The organism is Thermodesulfovibrio thiophilus DSM 17215 (assembly GCF_000423865.1).
In the GTDB taxonomy this organism is placed as follows: domain Bacteria; phylum Nitrospirota; class Thermodesulfovibrionia; order Thermodesulfovibrionales; family Thermodesulfovibrionaceae; genus Thermodesulfovibrio; species Thermodesulfovibrio thiophilus.
This window is the reverse complement of sequence record NZ_AUIU01000004.1, coordinates 7,501-32,729: the sequence shown is the minus strand read 5'-3', so window position 1 is coordinate 32,729 and position 25,229 is coordinate 7,501. Positions and strand designations below refer to the sequence as shown.

At 35.1% G+C, this 25,229-nt stretch carries 27 protein-coding genes, 3 tRNA genes and 1 rRNA gene (1 of these 31 running past the window's edge); 18 read left to right on the top strand and 13 right to left on the bottom strand.

Translation table 11 applies throughout. The annotated features are described in order from the left end of the window. A partial coding sequence (locus G581_RS0100800) for an IS1380 family transposase (protein ID WP_028844185.1) occupies positions 1-744 on the top strand: 744 nt, incomplete at its 5' end. Positions 745-982: 238 nt separating this feature from the next. On the opposite strand, the gene G581_RS0100795 is transcribed toward G581_RS0100800, so the two are convergent. The 4 genes from G581_RS0100795 to hisC are packed head-to-tail and all read right to left on the bottom strand — an operon-like array spanning position 983 to position 4,267. Next, the gene (locus tag G581_RS0100795) at positions 983-1,891 is read right to left on the bottom strand and encodes a PLP-dependent cysteine synthase family protein (protein WP_028844184.1); all 909 of its coding nucleotides are present in this window, start codon (positions 1,889-1,891) and stop codon (positions 983-985) included. Positions 1,892-1,905: 14 nt separating this feature from the next. Beyond that, entirely contained in the window at positions 1,906-2,634 is a 729-nt protein-coding gene (thyX, locus tag G581_RS0100790) for an FAD-dependent thymidylate synthase (protein ID WP_083962517.1), read from the bottom strand. Continuing rightward, positions 2,631-3,206, bottom strand: a complete 576-nt coding sequence (hisB, locus tag G581_RS0100785; protein ID WP_028844182.1) for an imidazoleglycerol-phosphate dehydratase HisB — start codon at positions 3,204-3,206, stop codon at positions 2,631-2,633. The genes thyX and hisB overlap by 4 nt, the downstream gene beginning before the upstream one ends. Continuing rightward, on the bottom strand, positions 3,203-4,267 hold the full coding sequence (hisC, locus tag G581_RS0100780; RefSeq protein WP_051178626.1) for a histidinol-phosphate transaminase: 1,065 nt from the start codon (positions 4,265-4,267) through the stop codon (positions 3,203-3,205). Before hisC ends, hisB begins: the two co-directional genes overlap by 4 nt. 68 nt (positions 4,268-4,335) lie before the next feature. On the opposite strand from hisC, the gene G581_RS10140 reads away from it, so the two are divergent. Both G581_RS10140 and G581_RS10135 read left to right on the top strand, forming a co-directional pair. Then, positions 4,336-5,121, top strand: coding sequence for an inositol monophosphatase family protein (locus G581_RS10140; RefSeq protein WP_051178624.1), 786 nt, complete (start codon positions 4,336-4,338; stop codon positions 5,119-5,121). Continuing rightward, on the top strand, positions 5,121-6,029 hold the full coding sequence (locus G581_RS10135; protein WP_051178622.1) for a cation diffusion facilitator family transporter: 909 nt from the start codon (positions 5,121-5,123) through the stop codon (positions 6,027-6,029). The genes G581_RS10140 and G581_RS10135 overlap by 1 nt, the downstream gene beginning before the upstream one ends. Here G581_RS10135 and G581_RS0100765 read toward each other — a convergent pair. Further along, positions 6,026-6,487, bottom strand: coding sequence for a hypothetical protein (locus tag G581_RS0100765; protein WP_028844180.1), 462 nt, complete (start codon positions 6,485-6,487; stop codon positions 6,026-6,028). The two genes, G581_RS10135 and G581_RS0100765, sit on opposite strands and share 4 nt — an antisense overlap. A gap of 215 nt (positions 6,488-6,702) precedes the next feature. Here G581_RS0100765 and G581_RS0100760 point away from each other — a divergent pair. From G581_RS0100760 to G581_RS0100750, 3 genes are all read left to right on the top strand, one after another. Continuing rightward, positions 6,703-6,775, top strand: a tRNA-Phe gene (locus G581_RS0100760). A 70-nt stretch (positions 6,776-6,845) separates the two neighbouring features. Then, positions 6,846-6,918, top strand: a tRNA-Lys gene (locus tag G581_RS0100755). A 9-nt stretch (positions 6,919-6,927) separates the two neighbouring features. Further along, positions 6,928-7,002: transfer RNA gene (locus G581_RS0100750), tRNA-Glu, on the top strand. 36 nt (positions 7,003-7,038) lie between these two features. Here the strand turns inward: G581_RS0100750 and G581_RS0100745 are convergent. Continuing rightward, a complete protein-coding gene (locus G581_RS0100745; RefSeq protein ID WP_028844179.1) occupies positions 7,039-7,224 on the bottom strand; it encodes a rubredoxin in 186 nt (61 codons plus the stop codon). A 23-nt stretch (positions 7,225-7,247) separates the two neighbouring features. Next, positions 7,248-7,355: an RCKP-type rubredoxin-like domain-containing protein gene (locus G581_RS12385; protein ID WP_028844178.1), complete on the bottom strand. Its 108-nt coding sequence runs from the start codon at positions 7,353-7,355 to the stop codon at positions 7,248-7,250. Between the two features lie 181 nt (positions 7,356-7,536). Here G581_RS12385 and G581_RS0100735 point away from each other — a divergent pair, with 181 nt between their 5' ends. Next, positions 7,537-8,841, top strand: a complete 1,305-nt coding sequence (locus tag G581_RS0100735; protein ID WP_028844177.1) for a UDP-glucose dehydrogenase family protein — start codon at positions 7,537-7,539, stop codon at positions 8,839-8,841. Here G581_RS0100735 and G581_RS10130 read toward each other — a convergent pair. Both G581_RS10130 and yedF read right to left on the bottom strand, forming a co-directional pair. Then, positions 8,838-9,431: a tetratricopeptide repeat protein gene (locus G581_RS10130; protein WP_051178619.1), complete on the bottom strand. Its 594-nt coding sequence runs from the start codon at positions 9,429-9,431 to the stop codon at positions 8,838-8,840. The genes G581_RS0100735 and G581_RS10130 overlap by 4 nt on opposite strands. Before the next feature lie 78 nt (positions 9,432-9,509). Beyond that, positions 9,510-10,094: a sulfurtransferase-like selenium metabolism protein YedF gene (gene yedF / locus G581_RS10125; RefSeq protein ID WP_051178612.1), complete on the bottom strand. Its 585-nt coding sequence runs from the start codon at positions 10,092-10,094 to the stop codon at positions 9,510-9,512. 252 nt (positions 10,095-10,346) lie between these two features. Between yedF and G581_RS0100720 the strand changes: the two genes are divergently transcribed. From G581_RS0100720 to ndk, 5 genes are read left to right on the top strand one after another with little or no spacing between them, the layout of a single operon-like run. Continuing rightward, positions 10,347-11,129, top strand: coding sequence for an electron transfer flavoprotein subunit beta/FixA family protein (locus G581_RS0100720; RefSeq protein ID WP_028844176.1), 783 nt, complete (start codon positions 10,347-10,349; stop codon positions 11,127-11,129). Further along, the gene (locus G581_RS0100715; protein WP_028844175.1) at positions 11,120-12,304 is read left to right on the top strand and encodes an electron transfer flavoprotein subunit alpha; all 1,185 of its coding nucleotides are present in this window, start codon (positions 11,120-11,122) and stop codon (positions 12,302-12,304) included. The genes G581_RS0100720 and G581_RS0100715 overlap by 10 nt, the downstream gene beginning before the upstream one ends. Then, the gene (gene fabD, locus G581_RS0100710; protein WP_028844174.1) at positions 12,298-13,212 is read left to right on the top strand and encodes an ACP S-malonyltransferase; all 915 of its coding nucleotides are present in this window, start codon (positions 12,298-12,300) and stop codon (positions 13,210-13,212) included. The genes G581_RS0100715 and fabD overlap by 7 nt, the downstream gene beginning before the upstream one ends. After that, the gene (gene mdh, locus G581_RS0100705; RefSeq protein ID WP_028844173.1) at positions 13,209-14,147 is read left to right on the top strand and encodes a malate dehydrogenase; all 939 of its coding nucleotides are present in this window, start codon (positions 13,209-13,211) and stop codon (positions 14,145-14,147) included. Before fabD ends, mdh begins: the two co-directional genes overlap by 4 nt. Next, positions 14,147-14,560, top strand: a complete 414-nt coding sequence (ndk, locus tag G581_RS0100700) for a nucleoside-diphosphate kinase (RefSeq protein WP_028844172.1) — start codon at positions 14,147-14,149, stop codon at positions 14,558-14,560. The genes mdh and ndk overlap by 1 nt, the downstream gene beginning before the upstream one ends. Positions 14,561-14,577: 17 nt before the next feature. On the opposite strand, the gene G581_RS10120 is transcribed toward ndk, so the two are convergent. Next, complete coding sequence (locus G581_RS10120; protein WP_083962515.1) at positions 14,578-15,132, bottom strand: NUDIX hydrolase; 555 nt, start codon at positions 15,130-15,132, stop codon at positions 14,578-14,580. A 273-nt stretch (positions 15,133-15,405) separates the two neighbouring features. Between G581_RS10120 and tolQ the strand changes: the two genes are divergently transcribed. From tolQ to G581_RS11470, 6 genes are read left to right on the top strand one after another with little or no spacing between them, the layout of a single operon-like run. Continuing rightward, positions 15,406-16,029, top strand: a complete 624-nt coding sequence (tolQ, locus tag G581_RS0100690) for a protein TolQ (protein ID WP_038064505.1) — start codon at positions 15,406-15,408, stop codon at positions 16,027-16,029. After that, positions 16,017-16,421 carry an ExbD/TolR family protein gene (locus G581_RS0100685; protein WP_028844170.1) on the top strand — a complete coding sequence of 135 codons (405 nt, stop codon included), beginning with the start codon at positions 16,017-16,019 and terminating at the stop codon, positions 16,419-16,421. The genes tolQ and G581_RS0100685 overlap by 13 nt, the downstream gene beginning before the upstream one ends. Next, complete coding sequence (locus tag G581_RS0100680; protein WP_028844169.1) at positions 16,418-17,086, top strand: energy transducer TonB; 669 nt, start codon at positions 16,418-16,420, stop codon at positions 17,084-17,086. The genes G581_RS0100685 and G581_RS0100680 overlap by 4 nt, the downstream gene beginning before the upstream one ends. After that, positions 17,083-18,285 carry a PD40 domain-containing protein gene (locus G581_RS11475; protein WP_028844168.1) on the top strand — a complete coding sequence of 401 codons (1,203 nt, stop codon included), beginning with the start codon at positions 17,083-17,085 and terminating at the stop codon, positions 18,283-18,285. The genes G581_RS0100680 and G581_RS11475 overlap by 4 nt, the downstream gene beginning before the upstream one ends. Then, a complete protein-coding gene (locus G581_RS0100670) occupies positions 18,285-19,457 on the top strand; it encodes an exo-beta-N-acetylmuramidase NamZ family protein (protein ID WP_028844167.1) in 1,173 nt (390 codons plus the stop codon). Before G581_RS11475 ends, G581_RS0100670 begins: the two co-directional genes overlap by 1 nt. Next, positions 19,447-21,285 carry a sugar phosphate nucleotidyltransferase gene (locus tag G581_RS11470; protein ID WP_028844166.1) on the top strand — a complete coding sequence of 613 codons (1,839 nt, stop codon included), beginning with the start codon at positions 19,447-19,449 and terminating at the stop codon, positions 21,283-21,285. Before G581_RS0100670 ends, G581_RS11470 begins: the two co-directional genes overlap by 11 nt. Here G581_RS11470 and G581_RS0100660 read toward each other — a convergent pair. From G581_RS0100660 to G581_RS0100650, 3 genes are all read right to left on the bottom strand, one after another. Continuing rightward, a complete protein-coding gene (locus G581_RS0100660; protein WP_028844165.1) occupies positions 21,232-23,058 on the bottom strand; it encodes a transketolase in 1,827 nt (608 codons plus the stop codon). The two genes, G581_RS11470 and G581_RS0100660, sit on opposite strands and share 54 nt — an antisense overlap. Further along, positions 23,055-24,491, bottom strand: a complete 1,437-nt coding sequence (locus tag G581_RS10105; protein ID WP_051178608.1) for a sigma-70 family RNA polymerase sigma factor — start codon at positions 24,489-24,491, stop codon at positions 23,055-23,057. Before G581_RS10105 ends, G581_RS0100660 begins: the two co-directional genes overlap by 4 nt. Positions 24,492-24,657: 166 nt before the next feature. Then, positions 24,658-25,229, bottom strand: a 23S ribosomal RNA gene (locus tag G581_RS0100650) (it continues 2,382 nt past the right edge of the window).

The window sequence follows — 25,229 nt, the reverse complement described above, 5'->3', positions numbered from 1 at the left end:
AACACATACACCTCTGAGGGCGCAGTCAGTTTCATAAGGGAGAGCTACCATAAGGTCAAAGACCTTGCCGATGTAATCAATGCCTGTATGGACTCCGGCTTTTATGACAAAGAGATAGTCGCAGAGTGTGAGAGGCTGAACATAGGATTCAGCATCACTGCCGATCAGACAGCGCCGCTTATGAGGGCTGTCAATGCTATAGAGAAAGAAAACTGGATACAGATAGAGGATAATGTTTGGGTCTCTGAGCTTTGGTATAAACCTACTGGATGGCACAGACAGTATCGTTTTGTTGTAAGGCGACAAGAGTTGCCTGATAAAAAACAGGCATATCTTTTTGATAATACATCTTACCGGTATCATGTAATCGTCACCAACAGGGCTGAGCCTGCAAAGGAGCTTGTTCCGTTTCATCTCGGCAGAGCCGAAATGGAAAACTTCATCAAAGAGACAAAGTATGGCCTGTCACTCGACAGATTCCCCTGTCAGGAGTTTCATGCTAACTGGGCATATTTGACTATAGGGATGCTGGCATACAATATTGTCAATTGGATAAAAAGACTGGCATTGCCGAGTATTTATAAAAAAAGGCTTATCAAAGCCCTGAGATACCGCTTCTTTAATGTCGCAGCAAGGATAGTCAGACATGGGAGGCATGTTGTTATGAAATTGGCTCAGGGTATTCACAGATTTGCTGATATTTTTTATGCATATGAACAAATACTGAGCCTCCAATTCCGATGACTGAATATAAAATCTCTGACTACTATCAATGCAGTATAAGGGATAGGTGTGTCCATTTTCGGTATCTTTAGGCACAAAGTAAGGTTTCATAACTCCAATTCCGACTTCCTCATGATAGTTTTTCAATAAATTAGCTATTGCCATGACAAAATTTCCTTCTTTACAACTCTCTACATCAGGTATATTTGCTTTTATAACGTTTATCGCTGGATTTGGGTATATATTTAATTTCCTTATTTTATGGCGGGCATTTACTGCAAATAGATGCGAAAACAGAAGTTGATAGATATCTATCTCCTCTATCAGGAAGAATAGCCACAATAACTCCACTGCGAAGTTCACTGGCCTTCTTAATTGCTACATGGACCGCTGCACCTGAAGACATACCAACAAACACGCCTTCTTTTGTGGCCAACTTTCTTGTAGTATCAAATGCTTCCTCGTCGTTAACATATATTCTTTCATCAAGCCTTGATGGATCAAAAATCTTGGGCACAATGGCTTCAGACAGATTTTTTAATCCCTGAATTCTATGCCCTGGAACAGGTTCAGCCCCTATTATCTGAATACTTTTATTGTATTCTTTCAATCGTTTACTCACTCCCATTAACGTACCCGTTGTACCAATTCCAGCCACAAAATGTGTAACTTCACCATTTGTTTGTTCAATAATTTCCTTTCCAGTAGTTTCATAATGAGCTCTTGTGTTAGCTTCATTATCAAATTGATTTGGCATAAAATAAAGCTCAGGTGCCTCCTCATAAATCTGATATGCAAGCCTTATTGCTCCATCAGTACTTTCTTCAGCAGGAGATAGGATCAGTTCTGCTCCAAGTGCTTCAAGCACTCTTCTTCGTTCAACACTCACACAGGTTGGCATTACCAGTTTAATTCTGTATCCTTTTGCTGCAGCGATCATTGCCAGTCCTATGCCTGTATTACCTGATGTTGGTTCAAGAATTATTTTTTCCTTTGTAAGTAACCCCTTTTCTTCAGCATCCTTTATCATATAAAAAGCAGTTCTGTCTTTTATTGATCCGCCCGGATTTGCTCCTTCAAATTTCCCATAAAGAACAACTTTTGGATTTGGGTTGATTTTATCAAGTCTTATAAGAGGGGTGTTCCCTATAATGTCTATAACGCTCATCATTTTTTAGTATATCACAGTTTTTTAAACTTTTTCCTTACTTTATCAATTTCTCCGCAACTGAATTTGCCTTCAGAACAACGATCTGTTAAGCATGGAGGTCCAGCATTTTTGAAAAGTAATGGCGATATTCCTTTTACAAGTTTCAGCATATCTGTGGCAAGATTTCTTATCTCCCACTGAGCACGGTTACAACATCTTACTCTGAAAAAATGAAGTAATTCTCTGGCATTCATAGTTATAACTATCTTTGTTTCAGCAGCATTTGGTAGTACAAATCTCGCATCCTGACGGGCAAGTTCGCCCTTAAATCCTCTTTTTTCAAGAGCTTCAAGAATTTTACAATAATATTCATGAGTTTTAGTCATTGCTTCAAGAAAAAGAGCTCTTGTCTCTTCATTTTCTTTAATGATTGGTGGAATGATAAAATCAAATCCTTTTTCCTCGCTCACATATCTCTGAGACTGCTGACTGTAGGATGCAATACGATGTCTTACAAGCTGATGAGAACATGCACGCGAAATTCCTTCAACTGCGAAAGTAAAGGAAACATGCTCAAAGGGGCTTAAATGCCCGCTTTTTATTAAAATATTTATCAATCTACTCTTTTCATCCTCTGTTATTTTCCCCTTTAATTCGTCAATACTTACAGGGCTGTAACACAGTCTTGCAGAAAAAGCTACCACACTTTCAGGATCTGGTGTGTGTTCAAGAATGAAAACCTTCAAAGAAGCTTCTCTCATATAACGCCTTTTGTGGAAGGTAAAGTCTCTCCTGTTACTTTAGTTGCATCCTTTAATGCTTTAGCAAATGCTTTAAAAATTGCCTCAATTATATGATGAAAATCTTTACCATACAACACATTGATATGCAGATTGATTTTTGCATTAATCGTAATAGCTCTAAAAAACTCCTCAAATAGTGCAATATCGATATCTTTTATATATCCATCAAAAGGAACATTGTAAACAAGAAATGGCCTTCCACCAATGTCCAGTGAAACCTGAGCCAGAGCTTCATCCATTGGAATTGACTGAAAACCATATCTTTTTATTCCTCTTCTGTCAGACAGAGCATCATTTATACAATTTCCAAGCACTATTCCTGTATCTTCTATGAGATGGTGATAATCTATATGAGTATCTCCTTTTGCTTTAATTTTTAAATCAATCCCTCCGTGAAATGAAAAAAGTTCAAACATATGATTTAAAAAACCAATAGGTGTTTGAATTTCATTGACACCCTGTCCGTCAAGGTTGATTTCCATTTCAATTTCTGTTTCTTTTGTTTTTCTTGTAAGCCGCGCAACTCTCATTTTAAGACCTCTAAAATAGTTTTTAATTCTTTAAGAAATTCATCATTTTCCTGTTTTGTTCCAACTGTAACTCTTAATGAATCTGGTAAAATAGATGATAAATCTCTTATAAGAATACCTCGTTTGGATAGTTCATTATAGATTTTTTTGCTTTCTTTAATCTTAAAGAGAATAAAATTAGCCTCAGAAATGAAAACTTTTATTCCATTAATTTTCAAAAGTTCTTTATAAAGTCTCTGTCTTTCCTTAATAATCTCTTTAATAAACGAATTAATTTTAGAATAAAATTTTGTAAGAGCCTGTTCTGCAACGTACTGACTTAAGGCATCCAGATTATAAGGAAGTCTTACTTTGTTAATCTCCTGCAAAACTGTTTGATTTCCAATTAAATATCCCACTCTTAACCCTGCAAAACCTATTTTACTTAAAGTTCTCAGTATAACTAAATTATCAAAATCTTTAAGAAATGGCAGAAATCCATTTTTACTGCAAAATGGATGATATGCTTCATCAATCACAACAAGGGAGGATTTTTGCCTGGCAAGTTCAATTATGCCAAGAATCTTATCCGACGAAAAAGTATTCCCCGTAGGATTATTTGGAGAACTAAGGAAAATAATATGTGGTCTTTTTGAAATGATAGAGCTTGTCATTTTTTCAAAATCAATGTCAAAATCATTATCAAGAGAAACTTCTAGTCTTTCAACTCCAACAGATTGAGCAATGATTCCATACATTGCAAAAGTAGGCACAGGATAAATAACCGGGCCTCCAAAGGTAAGAATTAGATAGTAAATAAGTTCATCAGAACCATTACCAACAATTATATCTTTGTAGCTTATCTTGAGCTTTTTTGACAGAGCTTTTTTCAGTTGTATGGCTTCAGGATCAGGATATCTATTTAAATCAATGTCAACATCTGTAGTAATATCCGATAACTTCACAGGAAATGGAGATTCATTTGCGTCAAGCTTTATTTTATAAGGAATTTCTTTTATCTCATAAGGTTTGAGTTTTTTTATGAAATCTCTTACAATAAGATTTGCATTGAATTTCTTCATAGATTTTTATCATAAATGCTTATGAAAAGATTGTCAACTTTTCAATTTTCAGGATATAATAACTGCCTATGGATATAAAATTTTTTCGTCAGATAGGCAAGAAAATTTTTAAAGAAATATCAAAAAGAAAACCTTATTTAAACTTAACCCCACTTGGCAGAGGAGCATCTGGAGATATAACCTTTCAAGTTGATAGAGTGGCAGAAGATATAATAATTCAGAGTATTAAAAGCGCGGGATTAAATTGTAACATAATAACTGAAGAAGGAGGCTCCACATTAGTTCAGGGAAAGAATTCAACCATCATTATAGACCCTATTGATGGAAGTAAGAATGCTATTTCTGGAATACCTTTTTTTTCAACATCAATTGCCCTTGCTGATGGAGATTGTCTGGATAGTTTACAGATGGGATATATAATAAATCTTGTAAATGCTGATGAATTCTGGGCAATTAAAGGAAAAGGCGCTTATATGAATGGTGCAAAAATTAAAACCCGTACTGAACAAAGACCGATAGTTATAGCATTTGAATCCTCAAATCCTGATATTGATCTACTAAAAATTTCTCCTCTTTTTAAATTTGCACATAGAGTGCGATGTTTCGGCAGTACTGCTCTTGATCTTGCATATTTTTCATCAGGAGCTATGAGTATCTTTATAATACCTTCTTTTTCAAGAATTTTCGATTTTTCTGCAGGAGTTTTGATTGCAAAGGAAGCTGGAGCAGTTTTATCTGATATTAATGGTAATTTTATTGAAGGATTACCTGTTGAATTCAAAACAAAAACCACTTTAGTTGCCTGCGCAGATACAGAAATTCAAAAAAAAGTTTTGAAATTACTTCAAAAATAATGGAACATTCTTCTACAAAAAAACTTTTCTTAACCCTTGTAGTAACTTTTTTAATTTTTTTGATAGAAATCATTGGAGGAATATTAAGTAATAGTCTTGCGCTTCTCAGTGATGCAGGACACGTTTTTACAGATGCACTTGCTATTGTTCTTAGCCTGATTGCTTCAATAATTATGAAAAAACCTTCAGGAAGTAAAGCTACCTTTGGATATCAAAGAATCGGTATTCTTACAGCATTCATAAATGGAATAAGCTTAATTATAATAGCTGCTTTTATTCTGATAGAGGGCTATAAAAGATTAATTGAACCGCCGCTGATTAATTATAATGTAATGCTTCCTGTTGCGGTATTTGGTTTTCTTGGTAATTTACTAATGGCATGGATCCTTGGCCACAGACATGAAGACTTAAACATTAAGAGCGCATGGCTTCATGTTATAGGAGATACAATATCATCATTTGGAGTTATAGTTGCTGCACTGATAATCAGATATACAGGATGGTTAATTATTGATCCTATTATGAGTGGTTTCGTGGGATTGATAATTATAACTGGAGGAGTGCGTGTTTTAAAAGATTCTCTATGGATATTCCTGGAACTTGTACCAAAAGGGTTTAATGTGGAAAAAATCTCTAATAAAATAAAAGAAATTTCTGAAGTTGTTGACATTCATGATGTTCATATATGGTCTATTGGATCCAGCATTCCTGCTTTTTCAGCTCATGTTGTTGTTAAGGATTGTCTGCTTAGCGAAGCAGATAGAGTAAGAAAGAAAATTGAGGGAATTCTTATAAATGTTGGAATCAAACATAGTGTTATTCAGATAGAATCCGTCAAATGTGATAACAGTTCAATTTATTGCGATTTTGAAAAATCGTTAAATTACTTAAACCACAGTCATAGTTAAATTTTTTTAAGCGTCTGTTCAAGCCTAAACTGTAAGTCAAGTTGCAGGCTTTCAAGTTCTCTTAATTTTTTCAACTTTTCTGAAGAAACTTTTTCTTTTATTTTATCACAGATGAAATTAATGCAGAATACATCTCTTGCAATAAGACAGCATCCTGTATCAGTGAGAAAATAGCACATATCAGGCATTTGAGGACCTTCCGGACATCTAATTCCTAAAATAAGGTTTATAAGAATAAGTTCATCAGAATATTTAAACTCTATCGCACTTCCGCAGCAGGATTTAGTTTCTTTACCACACTGAGCACATATTTCAGACATTCCAGATGAAACTCTTTCATTATCAGCTTTAACTATGAGTTCTTTTAATTGAAAAAACAGATTTTCTATTTTTGATATACTTTTTTTCTTTTCAATTTCTTGAAGCCTGTTTTTTAGAAAATCTATTTTTTCAGACATAAGACTCATATATTAATTGTGCCTTAATTTATCAATAAAGTAAACCCGAATAATAATTTAATTCGTTAGATTAAAAAATATTTTATAATTTTTAATAACAGAGCTGTTATTCTTCCTGAATCTACATTTAAAAACAGAATCTTACCCTTAAATTTCTTATTTGACTTTTTAATTTAAAATATATTATTTTTAAATGGTTTGCGTTGTGTTAATGCGGGCAGGTAGCTCAGTCGGTAGAGCAGGGGCCTGAAAAGCCCCGTGTCGGCGGTTCAATTCCGTCCCTGCCCATTTAAATGTAATGTTCTGATGATATTTGACAAAAATTAATTTGAAAGTTTAGATTAAAGTTTATAGTAGTGGGCCGCTAGCTCAGCAGGCAGAGCACCGCCCTTTTAAGGCGGGTGTCGTTGGTTCGAATCCAACGCGGCTCATACTTTCAAGTCCCCATCGTCTAGCCAGGCCTAGGACATCGCCCTTTCAAGGCGGTAACAGGGGTTCAAATCCCCTTGGGGACGTTTAAAGCCGCAGGATAGTTCTTCCTGCGGCTTTTTTTATTTGACCTGAACAAAACCTGCTTTTTTAGCTTTGCATACTGGGCAACGATAATCCTCTGAAACTTCTTCAAACGAAGTATCTGGTTTAATTTTATTTTTCTCACATCCTTTAGAAGGTTCATAGATGTATCCACAGTGGATACATCTATAGGGAGCGTTGTTACAATTCTTTACTCTGTCCATTTTTTAACTCCTCAATTTTTAAATTAAGAGGCCTTTTCCATCGTACCCTTCTGTCCACATTTTGGACATTTTTGAGGCTTACATTTTCCTTCTTTTGTAGCACCACATTTACTACATTTAAAAATTGCCATAATTTTTCACCTCCTTTATATTGTTTTATTTTAATTTATTTTAAATAAAAATATTTCTAATGTCAAATTAACTATTTTCTCGCAAAATACTTATTCCTAAAGCTTGATTAAATTAATGTTAGCTTATAAATAAAATAAGTTATAATAAATTTTATCAACTTAATTTCAGGAGGAGTTTGCTATGCACATAGCAATAATTGGAACAGGATATGTGGGGCTTGTTACTGGAGCCTGTTTTGCTGAATTTGGTGTATTTGTAACCTGTGTTGATAAAGATCAGGAAAAAATTGAAAAACTCAAAAAAGGCATTATACCGTTTTATGAACCAGGACTTGATGATATTGTAAAAAGGAATTTAAAGGAAGACAGACTAAAATTCACCACTCAAATTGATGAAGCCGTTAATGAAGCTCTTGTGATATTCATTGCAGTAGGAACACCACCCAGGGGAGATGGCTCTGCAAATCTTGAATATGTCAAAGAGGTTGCAAAAGAAATCGCAAAAAATATGACAAGCTATAAAGTAATTGTTACAAAAAGCACTGTACCTGTTGGAACAGGAGCAAAAATAAAGGAAATTATCAGACAGAATCTTGAAAAACCTGTGGAGTTTGACATTGTATCAAATCCGGAATTTTTAAGAGAAGGATCCGCTGTTGAGGATTTTATACGCCCCAATAGAGTTGTAATTGGTGCGGAAAGTGAACAGGCAATTGCAATAATGAAAGATCTTTATAAACCTTTATATCTAATAGAAACTCCATTTGTAATTACAGACATACCCACATCTGAATTAATAAAATACGCAACTAACAGTTTTCTTGCCACCAAGATATCTTTTATTAACGAAATATCAGCTTTATGTGAGGCAGTTGGTGCAAATGTAAATACTGTTGCAAAAGCAATGGGACTTGACGGCAGAATTGGCCCAAAGTTTCTGCATGCAGGAATCGGTTTTGGTGGTTCATGTCTTCCTAAAGATACCATGGCAATTGTTAAAATAGCCGAGGAAAAAGGAGTAAAACTCAATATTGTTAAGGCTGCGATTGAAGCTAATCAAAGACAGAGGGAAAGACTAACTGAAAAAATAATCAATGCGTTTAATAACAATATTGACGGTAAAGTTATAGGTATACTTGGATTGTCTTTTAAGCCTAATACTGATGACATAAGAGAAGCTCCTGCAATATATATAATTCAGATCCTTCAGAAGAAGAAGGCAATAATAAAAGTTTATGATCCAGCAGCAATGGAAAACACTAAAAATATTTTTCCTGAGATAGTTTACTGTTCAGATGCTTATTCTGTAGCAAAAAATGCTGACGCACTGGTGGTTGTTACAGAATGGAATCAATTCAGAAATCTTGACCTTGAAAAACTTAAAACTCTGATGAAAGGTGATCTGTTCTTTGATTTTAGAAATATTTATGATCCACAGAGAGTAAAACAATCAGGATTTAAATATTTTGGAGTGGGAAGACATTAAAAGTTTTTTTCAAAAATTGCCTGAAAACAAGGATGATTTCTTATTGGATCATAAGTTTTTGATGTTTTAAGATATCTCCAGTTATTATAACCTTTTTTAATTGCTTTTATAAGCCATTTACAGGCTTCTTCGGGCATTCCTTTGCTTGCATAAAGCTCTGCCATGCTGTTTAATGCATAAATATTATTGGGATTAAGTTCAACAGACTTTTTTATATCCCTCTCAGCTTCTTCAATTTTACCCATTAACAAAAAAGTAAATCCTCTATTATTATATGGCATTCCATTGTTTGGTTTTAATTCAATTGCTCTATTATAGTCAGCAATTGCCAATTCATAAAGACCAAGCACAGAGTAGACTATGCCACGATTATTGTATGCGAGAAAATAATCGGGATTTAATTCAATTGCTCTGGTATAATCAGCGATTGCAAGATGATAAAGCTTTTTTCGATAATAAGCATTTCCTCTTTCTTTATAAGCCTGATAATTATCAGGCTGTTCTTCAATAATTTTTGTATATTTAGCAATAGCAATATCGTGTTTTTGCCTTCGTATGAATTTTAAATTTTTATTTACCTGCTGGGGCATATAAAATTTTATTTTGTTTTATGTTTTTATTTCAACATTATTTTATAACATTATAAAAAAGTCTAAGAAAATAAGTAATTAGCCTATCCAGACAGTTTTGTTGAAATCAAATAAACCTTCAACAAAATGATTTGTAGTTCCTCTGAAACCAACTTTTAAATTATTTTCAAGGTTATAATATTTAAGGCATGTTCCACATGTGAATATTTCTGTTCCCATCTCCTCGATTTTTTTCAGGATCGGGATGAATTCTTCATCTACTGTTGAAAGTTTTACAGCAGTATTCATTAAGAAAATCATTTGAGGTATCTGACCTGTTACAATAATGGTTTCAAAAAATGATTTCATAAGAATTCTTCCAAGAGCCTCATCCTTTCCGATAGTATCCGATGAAATAATAACAAGCAGATTTTTCTTGATCTGTTTTTCAATTGTACTGATCTGGCATGTGTAACCTTTTACTATTGTCACTTTCCAGTAATTTTCTTCTTGTTTAATTTCGCAATAATAACTAAATCTGTCTGCATACTTTTGAAGATTTGCTGCAGCGCTTTCATTATCAACAATTATAGTTAATGTTCCCTCTTGTATTCTGGATAACGCATTTTCAGCAAGAATAATTGGTTTGGGACATTCAAGACCTCTTGCATCGATTATTTCCATATCCTCTCCATCAAAATATTTTAAGTATTTATTTTATCACAATTTCTTCATATATTGCTCCCTTAAGATTTCAATTTCGATTCTTCTATGTCCAATATTAAACTTATTATTTGAAATCGTATAATATTCTATTCCTTTACCTTTATTCTGTTATAAGGTTTATATACTTATTAATGTAAGACAATTTGATACCTTATAATTGATTAAGTTATAATTTCATTTTCAAGAATTTTTGTATTTCTGGAGGATAAAATGCGGATTATTGTATGCGTTAAACAGGTTCCTGATGTTACAGAGGTAAAAATTGACCCAAAGACCAATACCCTTGTAAGAGAAGGTGTTCCAAGTATTATGAATCCTTATGACCTTCATGCTGTTGAAGCGGCTCTTCAGATTAAAGAGAAAACTTCAGGCAAAGTCACTGCAATAACAATGGGACCACCTCAAGCTGAAGAGGTTTTAAGAGAAGCTATAGCTATGGGAGTTGATGATGCTGTGCTGCTTACTGATAGAAGGTTTGCAGGAGCAGATACCTGGGCCACTTCTTATACTTTATCTCAGGCAGCTAAAAAAATCGGCTTTGATTTAATAATATGTGGTAAACAGGCAATTGATGGAGACACAGCCCAGGTAGGTCCAGAAATGGCTGAATTTCTTGATATTCCGCATGTTGCCTATGTAAGAAAAATTGAAAAAATAGACTCTTCAGAAATGGTATTCGAAAGGCTGATGGATGACTGCTATGAAAAGATACTTGTCAGTTTGCCAGCATTGATTACAGTTGTTAAAGAACTCAATAATCCTCGTCCACCTTCAATAAGAGGTAAAATGACAGCTAAAAAATCTGTCATTCCAAGATGGAGTGCAGATGATATTGAGGCAGAGGAAGATAAAATAGGGCTTAAAGGTTCTCCCACAATGGTAAAAAATATATTTGCGCCACCTCCTCGTGGTGAAAGAAGAATGCTCGAAGGTTTGCCTGAAGAACAGGTGGATACACTTCTTAAGGAACTAAGGAGGTTGGGATGTTTATAAGAGTTAACATAGAAAAATGTACAGGCTGCGGGACATGTATTGATGTATGTCCTTATGCAGCAATTATAATCAAGGACGATAAAGCATTTATAACTGATGCATGTACACTCTGTGGTGCATGCGTGGAGTCATGTCCTGAAGGAGCAATTCTTGATGAAAGAGGCAAAGAAGTTGAGAAACCGAAAGATTTTAAGGGAGTATGGATATTTGCTGAACAGTCTCAGGGCAAAATAGCATCAGTAGCTTATGAACTTCTCGGTATTGGTAGAAAACTTGCCGATGAACTTAAATCTGAGCTTTGCGCTGTGTTGTTCGGTGAATCTGATGAAGTTGAAGAACTTATAAAATGGGGTGCAGATAAAGTTTACTATGTCAATTCATCAGATTATACCTATCTTGATGATGACCTTTACTCAAAAACTCTTGTCAAGCTTGTTAATGAGTATAAACCCGAGATAATTCTTGCAGGTGCAACAGCTACAGGTCGTTCATTTATTCCAAGAGTGGCTGCAAGATTGAGGGTTGGGTTAACAGCAGACTGCACAAGCCTGGAGATAGATAAAGAAACGGGGAATCTGCTTCAGATTCGTCCTGCTTTTGGTGGAAATATTATGGCAACAATTATCTGTCCAAACAGCCGACCACAAATTGCAACAGTAAGACCAAGAGTTATGAAACCTGGTGAGTATAATCCATCAAAAAATGGAGAAATAATAAAAATAGATTCATTAAAACCATCTGGCAAAGTTAAAGTCCTTGAAAGGATTGAAGATAAATCATTCTGTAGGGTGAATCTGCAGGATGCAAAAGTTATTGTATCAGGTGGCAGGGGTATTGGTGGTCCTGAGGATTTTAAAATGTTATGGGAACTTGCAAACCTGCTCGGAGGGACAGTCGGAGCATCCCGTGCTGCTGTTGATGAAGGATGGATTCCCTATGCTCATCAGATTGGGCAAACAGGAAAAACAGTCTGCCCCAAAATTTATATAGCCTGTGGAATTTCAGGTGCGGTTCAACATCTTGTGGGAATGCAGTCAAGCGACATTATTGTGGCAATAAATAAAGACCCGAATGCTCCAATATTCAATGTTGCCACATATGGAATTGTGGGAGATGCAAAAGAAATTATTCCACTTATAATAAAAAAGCTTAAACAGGGAGTTTCAGAATGTTAGCTTTTGTTTTTCCAGGTCAGGGTTCTCAATATGTAGGAATGGGCAAAGATATCATAGAACATTCAAGGGATTTGTTTGAAAAAGCAAGTGAAATTCTTAAATTTGATCTTTTAAAGCTCTGCATAGAAGGTCCACAAAGCGAACTGGATAAAACAGAAAATACACAACCAGCCATACTTACAGTTTCATATGCTTTATTGAGAGAAGTGTTAGCTACTGGCATAAAACCAGATTATGTAGCTGGACACTCTCTTGGAGAATACACAGCAGCGCTATGTGCAGAAGTTTTTTCTTTTGAGGACGCTTTAACTATAACCAGAAAAAGAGGAGAACTAATGCAGAATGCTCAACCAGAAGGTAAAGGTGCTATGGCTGCAGTATTAGGGCTTGATGAAGATACCATAAGAACCATATGTAAAACCATACCTACAGGATATGTTGACATAGCAAACCTTAACTGTCCTGGACAGATTGTAATAGCAGGCCACACAGAGGCTGTCATCAAAGCTTCTGAACTGGCAACACAAAAAGGTGCTAAAAAGGTCATACCCCTTAAAGTCAGTATCCCTTCTCATTGTCTGTTAATGGAAGATGCCTCTAAAAAATTCGAAGAATTCTTAAAGAACTTTAAATTTAATGATTCCAGTATTCCTGTTATTAGCAATGTGGATGCTTCCGCAAAGAAAAAAGCTTCAGAAATTATAGATGCTTTGATCAAACAGCTTTACAGTCCTGTTAGATGGCAGGATTGTGTAAAATATATGAGCTCAAGAGGAGTTGATATTTTTGTGGAAATAGGCCCAGGAAAGGTTTTGTCAGGATTGATAAGAAGAATTGAACCATCAGTTAAAATTTTAAATGTGGAAAATATTAATGATGCAGAAAAAATCAGGGAGGTTTTACAATGAGAAAAAAAGTTGCTATTATTGGTGCTGGAAATGTTGGAGCAACTACAGCGCTTTTTGTTGTAAATAGCGGACTTGCAGATGTTGTCCTCTATGACATAGTTGAAGGAATGCCTCAGGGCAAAGCTCTTGATATCTTACAGAATACTGCTGTTACTGGTGTAAAATCTGATATTTCAGGTACAAATAGTCTTGATGATCTGGCTGGTTCTGACATTGTGGTAATTACTGCAGGACTTGCGAGAAAACCGGGAATGAGAAGAAAAGATCTTCTTATGTCCAATACAGAAATAGTCGGTGGAATTGTTAAACAAATTGCAGATATCTGTCCTCAGGCAATCTATATTGTTGTAACCAATCCTATGGATGTTATGGCTTATGTAACCCTTGCAGTATCAGGTGTTAATAGACAGAGAGTGCTCGGAATGGGTGGAATTCTTGATTCTTCAAGATTTAAAACTTTCATTTCTATGGAATTAAAAGTTTCTCCAAGAGACATAGAAACTCTAGTTCTCGGTGGGCACGGATTATATATGGTACCGCTTATTAGATATACAACAGTCAAAGGTATCCCTATTTCAAAATGGCTTTCTAAAGAAAAAATTGAAGCTCTGGTTCAAAGAACACGTGAGGGTGGAGCAGAGATTGTATCTCTTCTTAAAACAGGCTCTGCTTATTATGCTCCTGCGCAATCAACCTTTGAGATGGTTAAATCAATTATTCTTGATGAAAAAAGAGTTCTGCCATGCTCTGTTTATCTTGATGGTGAATACGGAACAAATGATGTATTTAATGGCGTTCCTGTTGTACTTGGAAAACAGGGGCTTGAAAAAATAGTTGAGTTAGAACTCACTGAAGAAGAAATGCAGGCATTTAAAAATTCAACAGAAGAAGTAAAAGAGATGATAAAAATTCTTAAGGAGGAAGGGAAAATATGATTGAAAAGACTCTTGTTATCATAAAACCTGATGCTGTAAAGAAAAATTTGATTGGAGAAATAATATCAAGATTTGAAAAAAATGGATTAAGAATCTCAGCTTTAAAAAAAATCTATATGAACAAAAAACAGGCAAAAGGCTTTTATATTGTTCATAAAGACAGACCTTTTTATGAATCCCTTACAGATTTCATGTCTGAAGGACCGATTGTGGTAATGGTTTTGGAAGGTGAAGATGCAATTTCAAAAGTCAGAAAAATTATGGGAGCAACCAATCCATCTCAGGCAGATGTCGGAACAATCAGGAAAGACTTTGGAGAAAGCATTGAAAGAAATGCTGTTCATGGTTCTGACTCTGCTCAATCCGCAGCCTATGAAATTCCTTATTTCTTTTCTGCTTTAGAGATTCTTTAGAAGATTACGGGTCTCTTTTAAAGAGACCCGCCTGTTTTATCTATAAAATTGTTAAACCAGAATGGCACATTTACGGAAATATAAAAATATCTAAAAAATTCCTGTTTAAAATTATCACTGAAAAATTCTAAATTTAAATTGATATAGTTATATATATCCTGAACATTCCAGAAAACAACTTCATCAATTTCATTTTTATTGAAATTAAAAGGTCCCTCATGAATTGTCCAGTAAGTATAAACAAGCTCACTCTCATAATCATTTGAATGGATATAACTATACAGAAACCTCAGGTTATCTGTTTCTACTCCTAATTCTTCGAGCATTTCTCTTTTAGCAGCAGTTAAAATATCCTCCCCTGGCATCACATGACCACCAACAGATGTATCCCATTTATCTGGTGCTACATCTTTATTTGAAGCTCTTTTTTGCAAAAGCAATTCTCCCTTTGAGTTGAAGACTAAAACATGCACCACTTTATGAAGCATTGAAGGATTACCGTGAATAGCACTTCTTGGAGCTACTGATATAATACGACCATCTTTATCAACAATTTCAAGAAATTCTTCCATTATCTCTCAGTTAGATATTCTGGATAACATAGTGTTTTATATTTTAACTATTAGTGCGCTATTTTGCAAATTTTTTTGGAGTTCCCTCAAAAGTCAAGAAATAGCCATTTATTTCTATCGAATGCAGGATTTCTCTAAAGAATAACCTAAAAGGAAAAGCGCAATCTTCTTTAAATGAGACTTTGTTCTTTACTCAACGATAAAGATCGATAAAGATAAAGAAAGGTATTTGAAATTTGACTTTTATCTTAGTATTGTTCTAATATTTTGTTTATGGAACTTACGGTTATTGACCTTATAAAGCAGACTGGCTTTATGGCCAGGCTTGTTCTTCTTATATTATTCTTCTTTTCAGTGTTTTCCTGGGCTATCATATTTTACAAATGGAAAGCATTTAAAAATATGAAAAAAGAAAATGAAAAATTCTTCGAGGCTTTTATTGAATCAAACGGAGCAAAAGAACTGTTTTCTCTGGCTAAAAGATTTGAACTTAGTCCTCTTGCATCTATTTACAGAGGGGTTTTCTCTGAAGTATATGGAAAAAATTCTTCTAATCTTGATGCAATAGTAAAAAAATTCTCGTCTAATGAGATAAGTAGAGTTGAGGGTTATCTCGGGTTTCTTGCTACAACCGGCTCCACCACTCCTTTTATTGGCTTGTTTGGAACTGTATGGGGTATAATGGATGCTTTTAGAAACATCGGAGTTAAGGGCTCTGCATCAATAGCAACCGTAGCACCTGGAATTGCTGAAGCATTAATCACAACTGCTGCAGGTCTTTTTGCAGCAATACCAGCGGTAATTGCTTATAACCATTTTACATCACGGGCAAATAAGATAATCGAAGAAGTAGAAGACTTTTCAGAAACCTTAATAAAATACACATGGCAGGATTAACACCTCGTAGAAGATCATCAATAGCAGATATAAATGTCACTCCGCTGGTTGATGTAATGTTGGTCTTGCTTATTATATTCATGATTACAGCTCCAATGCTTAAACAAGGGATTGATGTTAACCTTCCAAAAGCAAAGGGTAAAAGTCTTGACGAAACCGAAAAAATTAATATTGTAATCACAAAACAGGCGAAAATATTTTTAAATGATAAGCTTATAAATAAAGATGACTTGCCAGCTCTACTTTCCGCACATAAAGAAAGTAATGCAACTGTGCTTTTAAGAGCTGATCAGGATGTTCCATATGGTCTTGTGGCTGAAGTTATGGGAGAAATAAAAGCTTCAGGTATAGAAAGAATAGGAATGGTAACAGAACCTAAAGAATCTAAATGACAGATAAGCTTTATCCATCCATTTTTTTATCAGCTTTTTTCCATAGTTTATTTATTTTAGTCCTGATAGTAGGAATTAAAAATTCTGTTCATGATTTTAAAAATCTAACATATGTAACATTAATTGAGGAAACAGGAAATCAATCTGCAATGAGTTCAGCACCTGAAAAAACAACTTCGAAAGAAATACCACAAACAATTCCTGAAACCAAAACAGCAAAACAAACAAAGCAGACAAGCCCTAAAAATGAAATCACTGAAAAGCCAATCAAACAAACACCAAGAACCACCACTGAAGATGAAGAACTACTTAAGGAACGTCTTGCCGCACTTAAAGCAAAAAAGAGAGTAATGGAAAGAGCAAAAGTTGGTTCAATTGAATCATCGCAGAAAAATAATAAAGGAGAAGGTATCCCACAGAATTATTTATCAATAATTTCTGGTTTAATAAGGCAAAATTGGGTTATACCTGATACTGTCTCTAAAAGTCTAGAAGCAGTTGTCTCAGTAAAAATTTTTCCAAATGGACAAATAGTTATTGAAAAATTTGAAAAAAAATCTGGAAATGCAATTTTTGACGCATCGGTCATCAGAGCAATTAAAAATTCTTCTCCCCTGCCGCCGCCTAAATCTGAGGTGATTGTTGGCTTGAGGTTTAAACCATGAGGGAAAAACTTAAAATATATTTCTTGTTTTTCATACTATTATTATGTAGCTTCATTAATACTGCAAATGCTGAAGATGGAAAAATTTATCTTGATATAACTCAACCAGGGATAAAAAAACTCACGTTAGCAATTGAAGGCTTTGATAATCTACCATTGGTATGGAATACAATAAAGCAAAACTTGGAATTTACCGAATACTTCAGAGTTTATGGTCCTTTCCCATATAAAGGTGAAAAATTTGAACCTTCTCTTTGGAAAGGCTCTGATGTTGAAATTGTTGTAAAAGCAGAAACTGTAAATAAAATTTCAATGAAACTTTTTACTGTAACCAGTGATGTTCCTGTATTTACAAAAGAATATTCTTTACAAAACAATGAACATACAGGCAATCTTATTGCTGCTGATATATACAGAATTCTCACAGGTAAAGAACCCCCTTTTCTAAATCGTATTGCTTTTGTCAGAAAGATAAAAGGATCAATGGGAATTTTCATAAGTAACTGGAATGGTAAAAAAATTCATGATACAGGGATCAGAAGAGAAATCATCTCAAAAGTTATTTTAAAAGGAAATAGCATTTTTTATTCATCAATTCAGGGAAAATTCTGGCATATAGAGTTATTTGATCTTTCAACCAAAAAAAATAAAGAAATAATAAAAAGTAAAAAACTGCTTCAAATTGGTGATACTGTAAATAACTCCCAGTTTGTTTATATTGAAAATGATGGAGAACTATCAGAAATTAAACTCTCTGATATATCCGGAAACAGCAAAATAATATCTTCTTCACACTGGATTGATGCTTCTCCAAGATGGACAGGCTCACATATTTTCTTCGTTTCTAACAGGTCTGGTTCTCCTCAAATTTATCAGATGAGTCAATCAGGAAATGGAATTAGAAGAGTAACATATCAGGGCAGGTATAACACAGAACCAGCCATAAGTCCTGATGGTAGTAAACTAGCTTTTTCAAGCCTTACAGGAGGATTTCAGATATTTATAATTGACACTTTATCTGGTGCTAAAGTGCAACTAACAAAAAATGGCAATAATGAACAACCATCATTCTGCCCGGATGGCCATTTTCTAACAATAATGTCAGACAAAAGAGGTAAAAAGGAAATATATCTTATCAGTTCTGATGGAACAATTCAAAAGTCTTTGACTGATGGATATCTTCCATACTGTACCAGATAATGATTAACTCTGGAATAGATGTATTTGAAAAAAATCTTCCCAAAAAATTCCATGGATTAAAAGCAGGATTGCTCATTCATCCAGCCTCAGTAAATAAAAAAATTATTAATACTAAAGAAATCTTGCTTCAGAGTAAAAAAATTAAAATTGCAGCATTCTTTGGACCACAGCATGGTATCTGGGGCAACACGCAGGATAATATGGTTGAGTGGGAAGGATTTGTTGATTCTTCAACTGGGTTACCTGTGTACAGTCTTTATGGACGAACACGAAAGCCTTTACCCGAGATGCTAAAAAATATTGACATCTTCATCGTTGATTTACAGGATATCGGAGCACGTTATTATACATTTATATGGACAATGGCTCTTTGTATGGAAGCATGCGAAGAAAACGGAATTCCGATCATTGTTCTTGACAGAGTTAATCCCATAGGCGGACATATAACAGAAGGACCTGTGCTAAAAAAAGAGTTCTCCTCATTTGTTGGCCTTCATCCTTTACCAGTAAGGCATGCACTTACCATCGGAGAAATCGCACATTATTTTAAAGACAACTTCTATCCAGCGCTTGACCTGACAGTTCTTCATCTAAAAGGCTGGAATAGAAATACATGGTTTGACCAGACAGGACTTCCATGGGTTATGCCTTCTCCCAATATTCCAACTCTCGAAACAGCAACAGTTTATCCTGGTATGTGTCTTCTAGAGGGAACTATCCTGAGTGAAGGAAGGGGCACAACAAGACCTTTTGAAATATCCGGAGCACCCTTTATAAAGCCTGAAAAGCTTATTAACAGGCTGAATGATTTTAAGCTAAAAGGAGTCTATTTCAGACCTCTTTATTTTACACCTGCATTTAACAAGTTTTCAGGTCAGCTCTGTGGTGGCGTTCAGATTCATATTCTTGACAGAGAAAAGTTTAAACCATTTAAAACCGCAGTTTCCATTCTCTTATCAGTAAAAGAGCTATATCCAGAGATTAATCTGTGGCGCAATCCTCCCTATGAGTATGAAACAGAAAAATTGCCTTTTGATATTCTTGCAGGATCAGACAGACTCAGAAAGGACATTGATGAAGGGAAAACCATAAAAGAGATGGAAGAGTGGTGGAGTGATGAACTAAGTGAGTTTGAAAAAATAAGAAAAAACTACCTTATCTATGAACGTTAAAGGCTTTATTCTTGCAGCAGGATTTTCAACAAGATTAAGACCAATAACTCAATACATTCCAAAACCTCTGTTACCGATTGCCGGAGAAACTCTGCTTGACTTGATTCTTCAAAGCCTTAAAGATGCAGGCATTAATGATATCGGTATCAATCTTCATTACAAAGCAGAAGAAATTGAAAATTACATAAAAGAAAAAAAACTACCTATAAAACTTTTTCATGAAAAAGATATCCTTAATACAGGTGGAGCTCTTTACAATGCAAGAGATTTTCTTAAAGACTCTATTTTTATAGTTCATAACAGCGACATTTACTGGGATGGAAATATAAAAGACGCAATTACCTGTCATCTTGACTCCAAAAATACTATAACACTGCTAATTCATGATTATCCTAAAGATAATAAACTGTTTATTAATGAAAATGGCAATCTTATATGTATTTCTGACAACTGCAAACTAAATCATACACTCAAGCAAAATGACATAACTTCTAAAAAAGCTTTTAAAAAAGTGGCTTTCTGCGGAGTTGCAATTTATAATCCTCAACTACTTGAACTTATTCCTGAAGGGGCTTCATCTGTTATAGATTTATGGTTAAAGACTTTAAATAACGGATTAAAAGTAGGAACTTTTCAGACCAGATACAGTTTCTGGTTTGATGTAGGAACTCCACTGAACTATGCCTCTGCAGTATTTCATAAACTTAAAAGACAATCAACCTCAATTTATGTGCATCCATCAGCACAGGGATGTGATTTAATAGATACACAGGGAAATATTGTTCTGGAACGAGACGTGAAGATTTTAAAACCATTAAAAGGAAAAAATTTGATATTTCTTCCTGAGGTTGAGTTTTCAAGTAATGTTTATATAACTAATGCTATAATAGGGAAAAATTTCCAGATACCAGTAAACAGTCAACATGAAACAGAAGAACTAACATTAAGTGGCTCAGATAGAAAATATACAAGAAAAAACAATAAAATTTTCTGTCAGTACAGCAGTCTTTCTGAAGATTTTGAGAAAACTGTTTTTTTAGGAAAATTTTTAAAAGAAAAAAATTTTCCAGTACCTGCAATCATTGATGTTGATAAAAACAGGAAAATGATTGTTTTTGAAGATCTTGGAGATTTAACACTTTACAGCTGGTTACAATGTAAAAGAAATCCTGCAAAATTAAAAAAATTTTACAAAAAAGTTGTTGAAAATATCGCATTTCTTCACTGGAAAATATTTGATAATAGTACTATTAAGCTTCCAGAGTTTGATTATTCATATTTCAGATGGGAGAGCAACTATTTTTTAGAGGAATGCGTAAAAGCTGTCTTCAATATACAGCCTCCAAATATGCAAAATGATCTTCACCTCATTGCTGAAATACTTTCTCAGGCTAAAAAGGTTATTTTGCATAGAGATTTACAGAGTCAGAATATAATGCTTAAAGACGATGAAATTTACTTTGTTGACTATCAGGGTGCAAGATGGGGACCTCCGGGATATGATATAGCTTCACTAATGTGGGACCCATATGTTGAGCTGAACAATGAAATAAGGCATGAAGTTATCAACTCTTACATTGAAAAGAATGAAATTGAACCATATGGATTTATTAAAGAGCTTTCCCTTTGCAGAATTCAAAGGCATATGCAGGCACTTGGAGCTTATGGCTTTCTTTCCTTAAAAAAAGGCAAAAGAAATTTTTTAAAATTCATTCCTACTGCTATGGACTTGCTCGTGCAGGATATTGAAGAATGCTACATTGAACTAAATGAATTAAAAAAACTTGTCCTTGAGCTCAAGAACCTTTCCAACAATGGCTTTTGCTGAAATTTCTTCATAATCTAATAGTTCTTCTGGCCTACCACTCTTTGGCACTTTTCTACAGGCAAGACTGTAAACTCTGTCAGAACCCAGTTCAGCCATAACAGCCTCTCCAATTCCACCAGATGGATAATGATCTTCAACAGTGATTAAAGCTTTTGTCTCATTGAGCGCTTTTTTCAGAATTTCTCTGGCAATCGGTTTTACACTGTAAAGGTCTATAACTCTAATAAAAATACCCTGTTTTTTTAGCTCTACATAGGCTTTCAATGCCTCATACAGTGTAATTCCAGCACCGATAACACTAAACCAATCATCATCTGAATATCTAAGCACTTTTGCACCACCAATTGGAAATTCTTCATCATAAGAATAAATTACCGGAGTTGCTGAGCGAGTTGTCCTGATATAAACAATTCCCTGGTATCTGGCAGCTTCTCTAACAAGTTTCTCAGTGGCAACAGCATCAGATGGATATAAAACGACACTGTTTAATATACTTCGCATCATTGAAATATCCTCAAGGCCCATCTGACTTGGCCCATCCTGTCCTATTGAAACACCAGCATGGGAACCCACAAATTTAATGTTAGCATCACTGTATTGAGCCATTCTTATATGGTCAAAAGTTCTGGTTAAAAAAGCTGCAAAAGTTGATACAAAAGGAATTTGGCCTCTTAATGATAAACCTACTGCCATGCCAACCATATTTTGTTCGGCTATAAAACATTCAAAAAATCTATCTGGATAATGCTTTTTAAATATCTCTGCATATGTGGAGTTACACACCTCTGCATCAAGAACAACTATATCAGGAAACTCTGGAAATATCTTAGCAACTGCTTCTCCATATGCTCGCCTTGTGGCCACCACTTCACCAATTGAGTATGTTTTGTTAACCTCTTTTATTGTTACAGACTCTGATAGAGGCTGAAGCATCTCGGGTTTATTGACAGAAACTGTAATTCTCTTTATTTCTCCAAGCTCCTTTAATGCTTCTTTAAATTCATCCTCAGTTAGTGCAACACCGTGTTTTCCTTCTCTATCTTCAAGAAATGAAATACCTTTGCCTTTTATTGTTTTTGCAATTATCATTGCCGGTATAGCACTGTTTATTGCTTCCTCATATGCTTTAAAAATCTCATCAAAGTTATGTCCATCGATACATATCGTTTTCCATCCAAAGGAAGAAATTCTTTTTGAATATGCCTCTAAATCATGACCATACATTGTTTCACCGCGCTGACCAAGCCTGTTAACATCGATGATTCCAATAAGATTGTTAAGCTTATAATATGCTGCAAGCTGGATTGCTTCCCACACTGAACCCTCTGCCATTTCACTATCACCGAGCAAAACAAAAACCTTATATGGTAATCGGTCAATATATTTTCCATTTATTGCCATTCCCGCACCAATTGAAAGACCCTGACCAAGCGATCCAGTTGCTGCTTCAGCATATGGAAATGATTTTGTAGGATGGCCTTCAAGTGAAGAACCAAATTTTCTCAGAGTCAAAAGTTCAGTTTCACTCAATTTACCTGCAACTGTCCATAAAGAATAAAGAAGCGGAGCAGCATGGCCCTTTGAAAATATTAATCTATCATTGTTTGGATTATCAGGATTATCTGAATCAAAACGAAAAAAGCCTCCGAAAAGGAGGCCTGTCATTAATTCTACTGAAGAAAGGCAAGTCGTAGGATGGCCTGAACCTGCCTGTGTTGTTGCCGCAAGAATATAATATCGCAATAATCTTGCTATTTCTGCTAAATTTTTCACTTTTTATTTTCTAAAATCTCACTCGTAAGAATCTTAAGAAGTTTCATCCTACTTGGATGTTTGAGTTTTCTCAAAGCTTTTGTCTCAATTTGACGCACTCTTTCCCTTGTTATTGATAGATATCTTCCGACTTCTTCCAGTGTGTGATCTCTATCTTCTCCAATGCCAAATCTCATTTTGATTACTTTTTCTTCTTTTGGAGTTAACGTTTTCAATATCCTCTGAATATGCTCACTCAGTTCTGTCCTTTCAGCTTCTGACACAGGAGAGGGTGAATTTTTATCTCCTATGAAATCTTCAAGCTCTGCGTCCTCATCTCCAATCGGAGTCTGAAGTCCAATAGGATCCTGTATTGCTCTAAAAACCTCCTCAACCTTTCTTACAGGAACGCAAAGCTTTTCAGCAATTTCTTCATTATTTGGCTCTCTTCCGAGCTGTTGTGTCAATTCTCTTGAGGCTTTTGTAACTCTATTGTAAAATTCCATCATGTGAACAGGTACTCTTATTGTCTTTGTTTGGTCAATAAGTGCCCTTGTGATTGCCTGCCTGATCCACCAGGTTGCATAGGTTGAAAATTTGAAACCCTTTTCATACTTGAATTTGTCAACAGCTTTCATTAAGCCGATATTGCCTTCTTCTATCAAATCAAGAAGAGGAAGTCCTCTTCCAACATAGTTTTTGGCAATATTAACTACAAGCCTCAAATTTCTAGTGATCAATTCATTTTTTGTATCCTCAACAAGACATCTTGCTTTATATATTTTTTGCCATATATTTTTTAATTCTTCTATCTTCTGCCCGGCTTCATTTTCAATTTTTTTTAGTTCAGAGCTTACCTCTTTATAAATAGTTTCTAAGTGCTTTATATTTTCACCTGATTTTTTTTTATCATTTATCCGTTTACGTAACTCTTTTAAAGATCCATACTCTTTAATTCTGGCTTCAGTCTTCTCAATATCTTTAATTAAATTCTCTAAACTTATAATTGTTCTACTTAATGCTTCTTCTGCCTTATCTTCATCTGTCATTATCTCATTGTTTTCTTCATTATTTATTTCTTCCAGAATTTTTTTATAAAGAGGTAGGGCCATTATAGTTTCCCTGATTATACTCTTTCCTTCCTGAAGTTTTTTGGCAAGCTCAACCTCTTCATCTTTGGTTAGTATGGGAATATCACCCATTGAATTAAAATATGCCTGCACTAAATCTTCTACATGCTCTTCCTCTTCAATCTCTTCCTCTTCTTCTAAAAATGTTTCTTCCTCCTCATCGACAACCTTTACTCCCATATCGCTTAATACATCTATTAAGTCCTCGATTTCTTCAGGAGAATAATATTCTGATGGAAGAGCTTCATTAATTTCATCATATGTAAGCTTTCCCCTTTTTTTACCAAGGTTTACTATTTCCTCGAAAATATCCCTTTCTTTCATTTTAGTCCTCTAAAATAAAAATTTTTATATTTCAATTGTACTGATTTTTATAAAAAATTCAACCCCTTTGAAATATCAAAATAAAAATAAACAGAGAAGCATTAGGGATTAACTCCCTTACTCTTCTCTGTTTATTAAATTTTTTTAACAAGAAGAATTAAAAGAATAAGTCAAGACTCACGGCTTATTAGTACTGGTAGGCTAAACACCTTACAGCGCTTACACCTCCAGCCTATCAACCTGGTAGTCTACCAGGAGCCTTCAGGTTCCTGAGTTTCCCCAGGAACGGGAGACCTAATCTTGGGACAGGCTTCCCGCTTAGATGCCTTCAGCGGTTATCCCTTACGGACATAGCTACCCAGCATTGCCGCTGGTGCGACAACTGGAACACCAGAGGTCCGCCCACCCCGGTCCTCTCGTACTAGGGGTAGCCTCCCTCAAGTCTCCTATGCCCACAGCAGATAGGGACCGAACTGTCTCACGACGTTCTGAACCCAACTCACGTACCGCTTTAATGGGCGAACAGCCCAACCCTTGGGACCTACTTCAGCCCCAGGATGCGATGAGTCGACATCGAGGTGCCAAACCGGTCCGTCGATATGAACTCTTGGGACCGATCAGCCTGTTATCCCCAGCGTACCTTTTATCCGTTGAGCGATGGCCCTTCCACACAGAGCCACCGGATCACTAAGCCCGGGTTTCCCCCCTGTTCGGCTTGTAAGCCTCACAGTCAAGCCT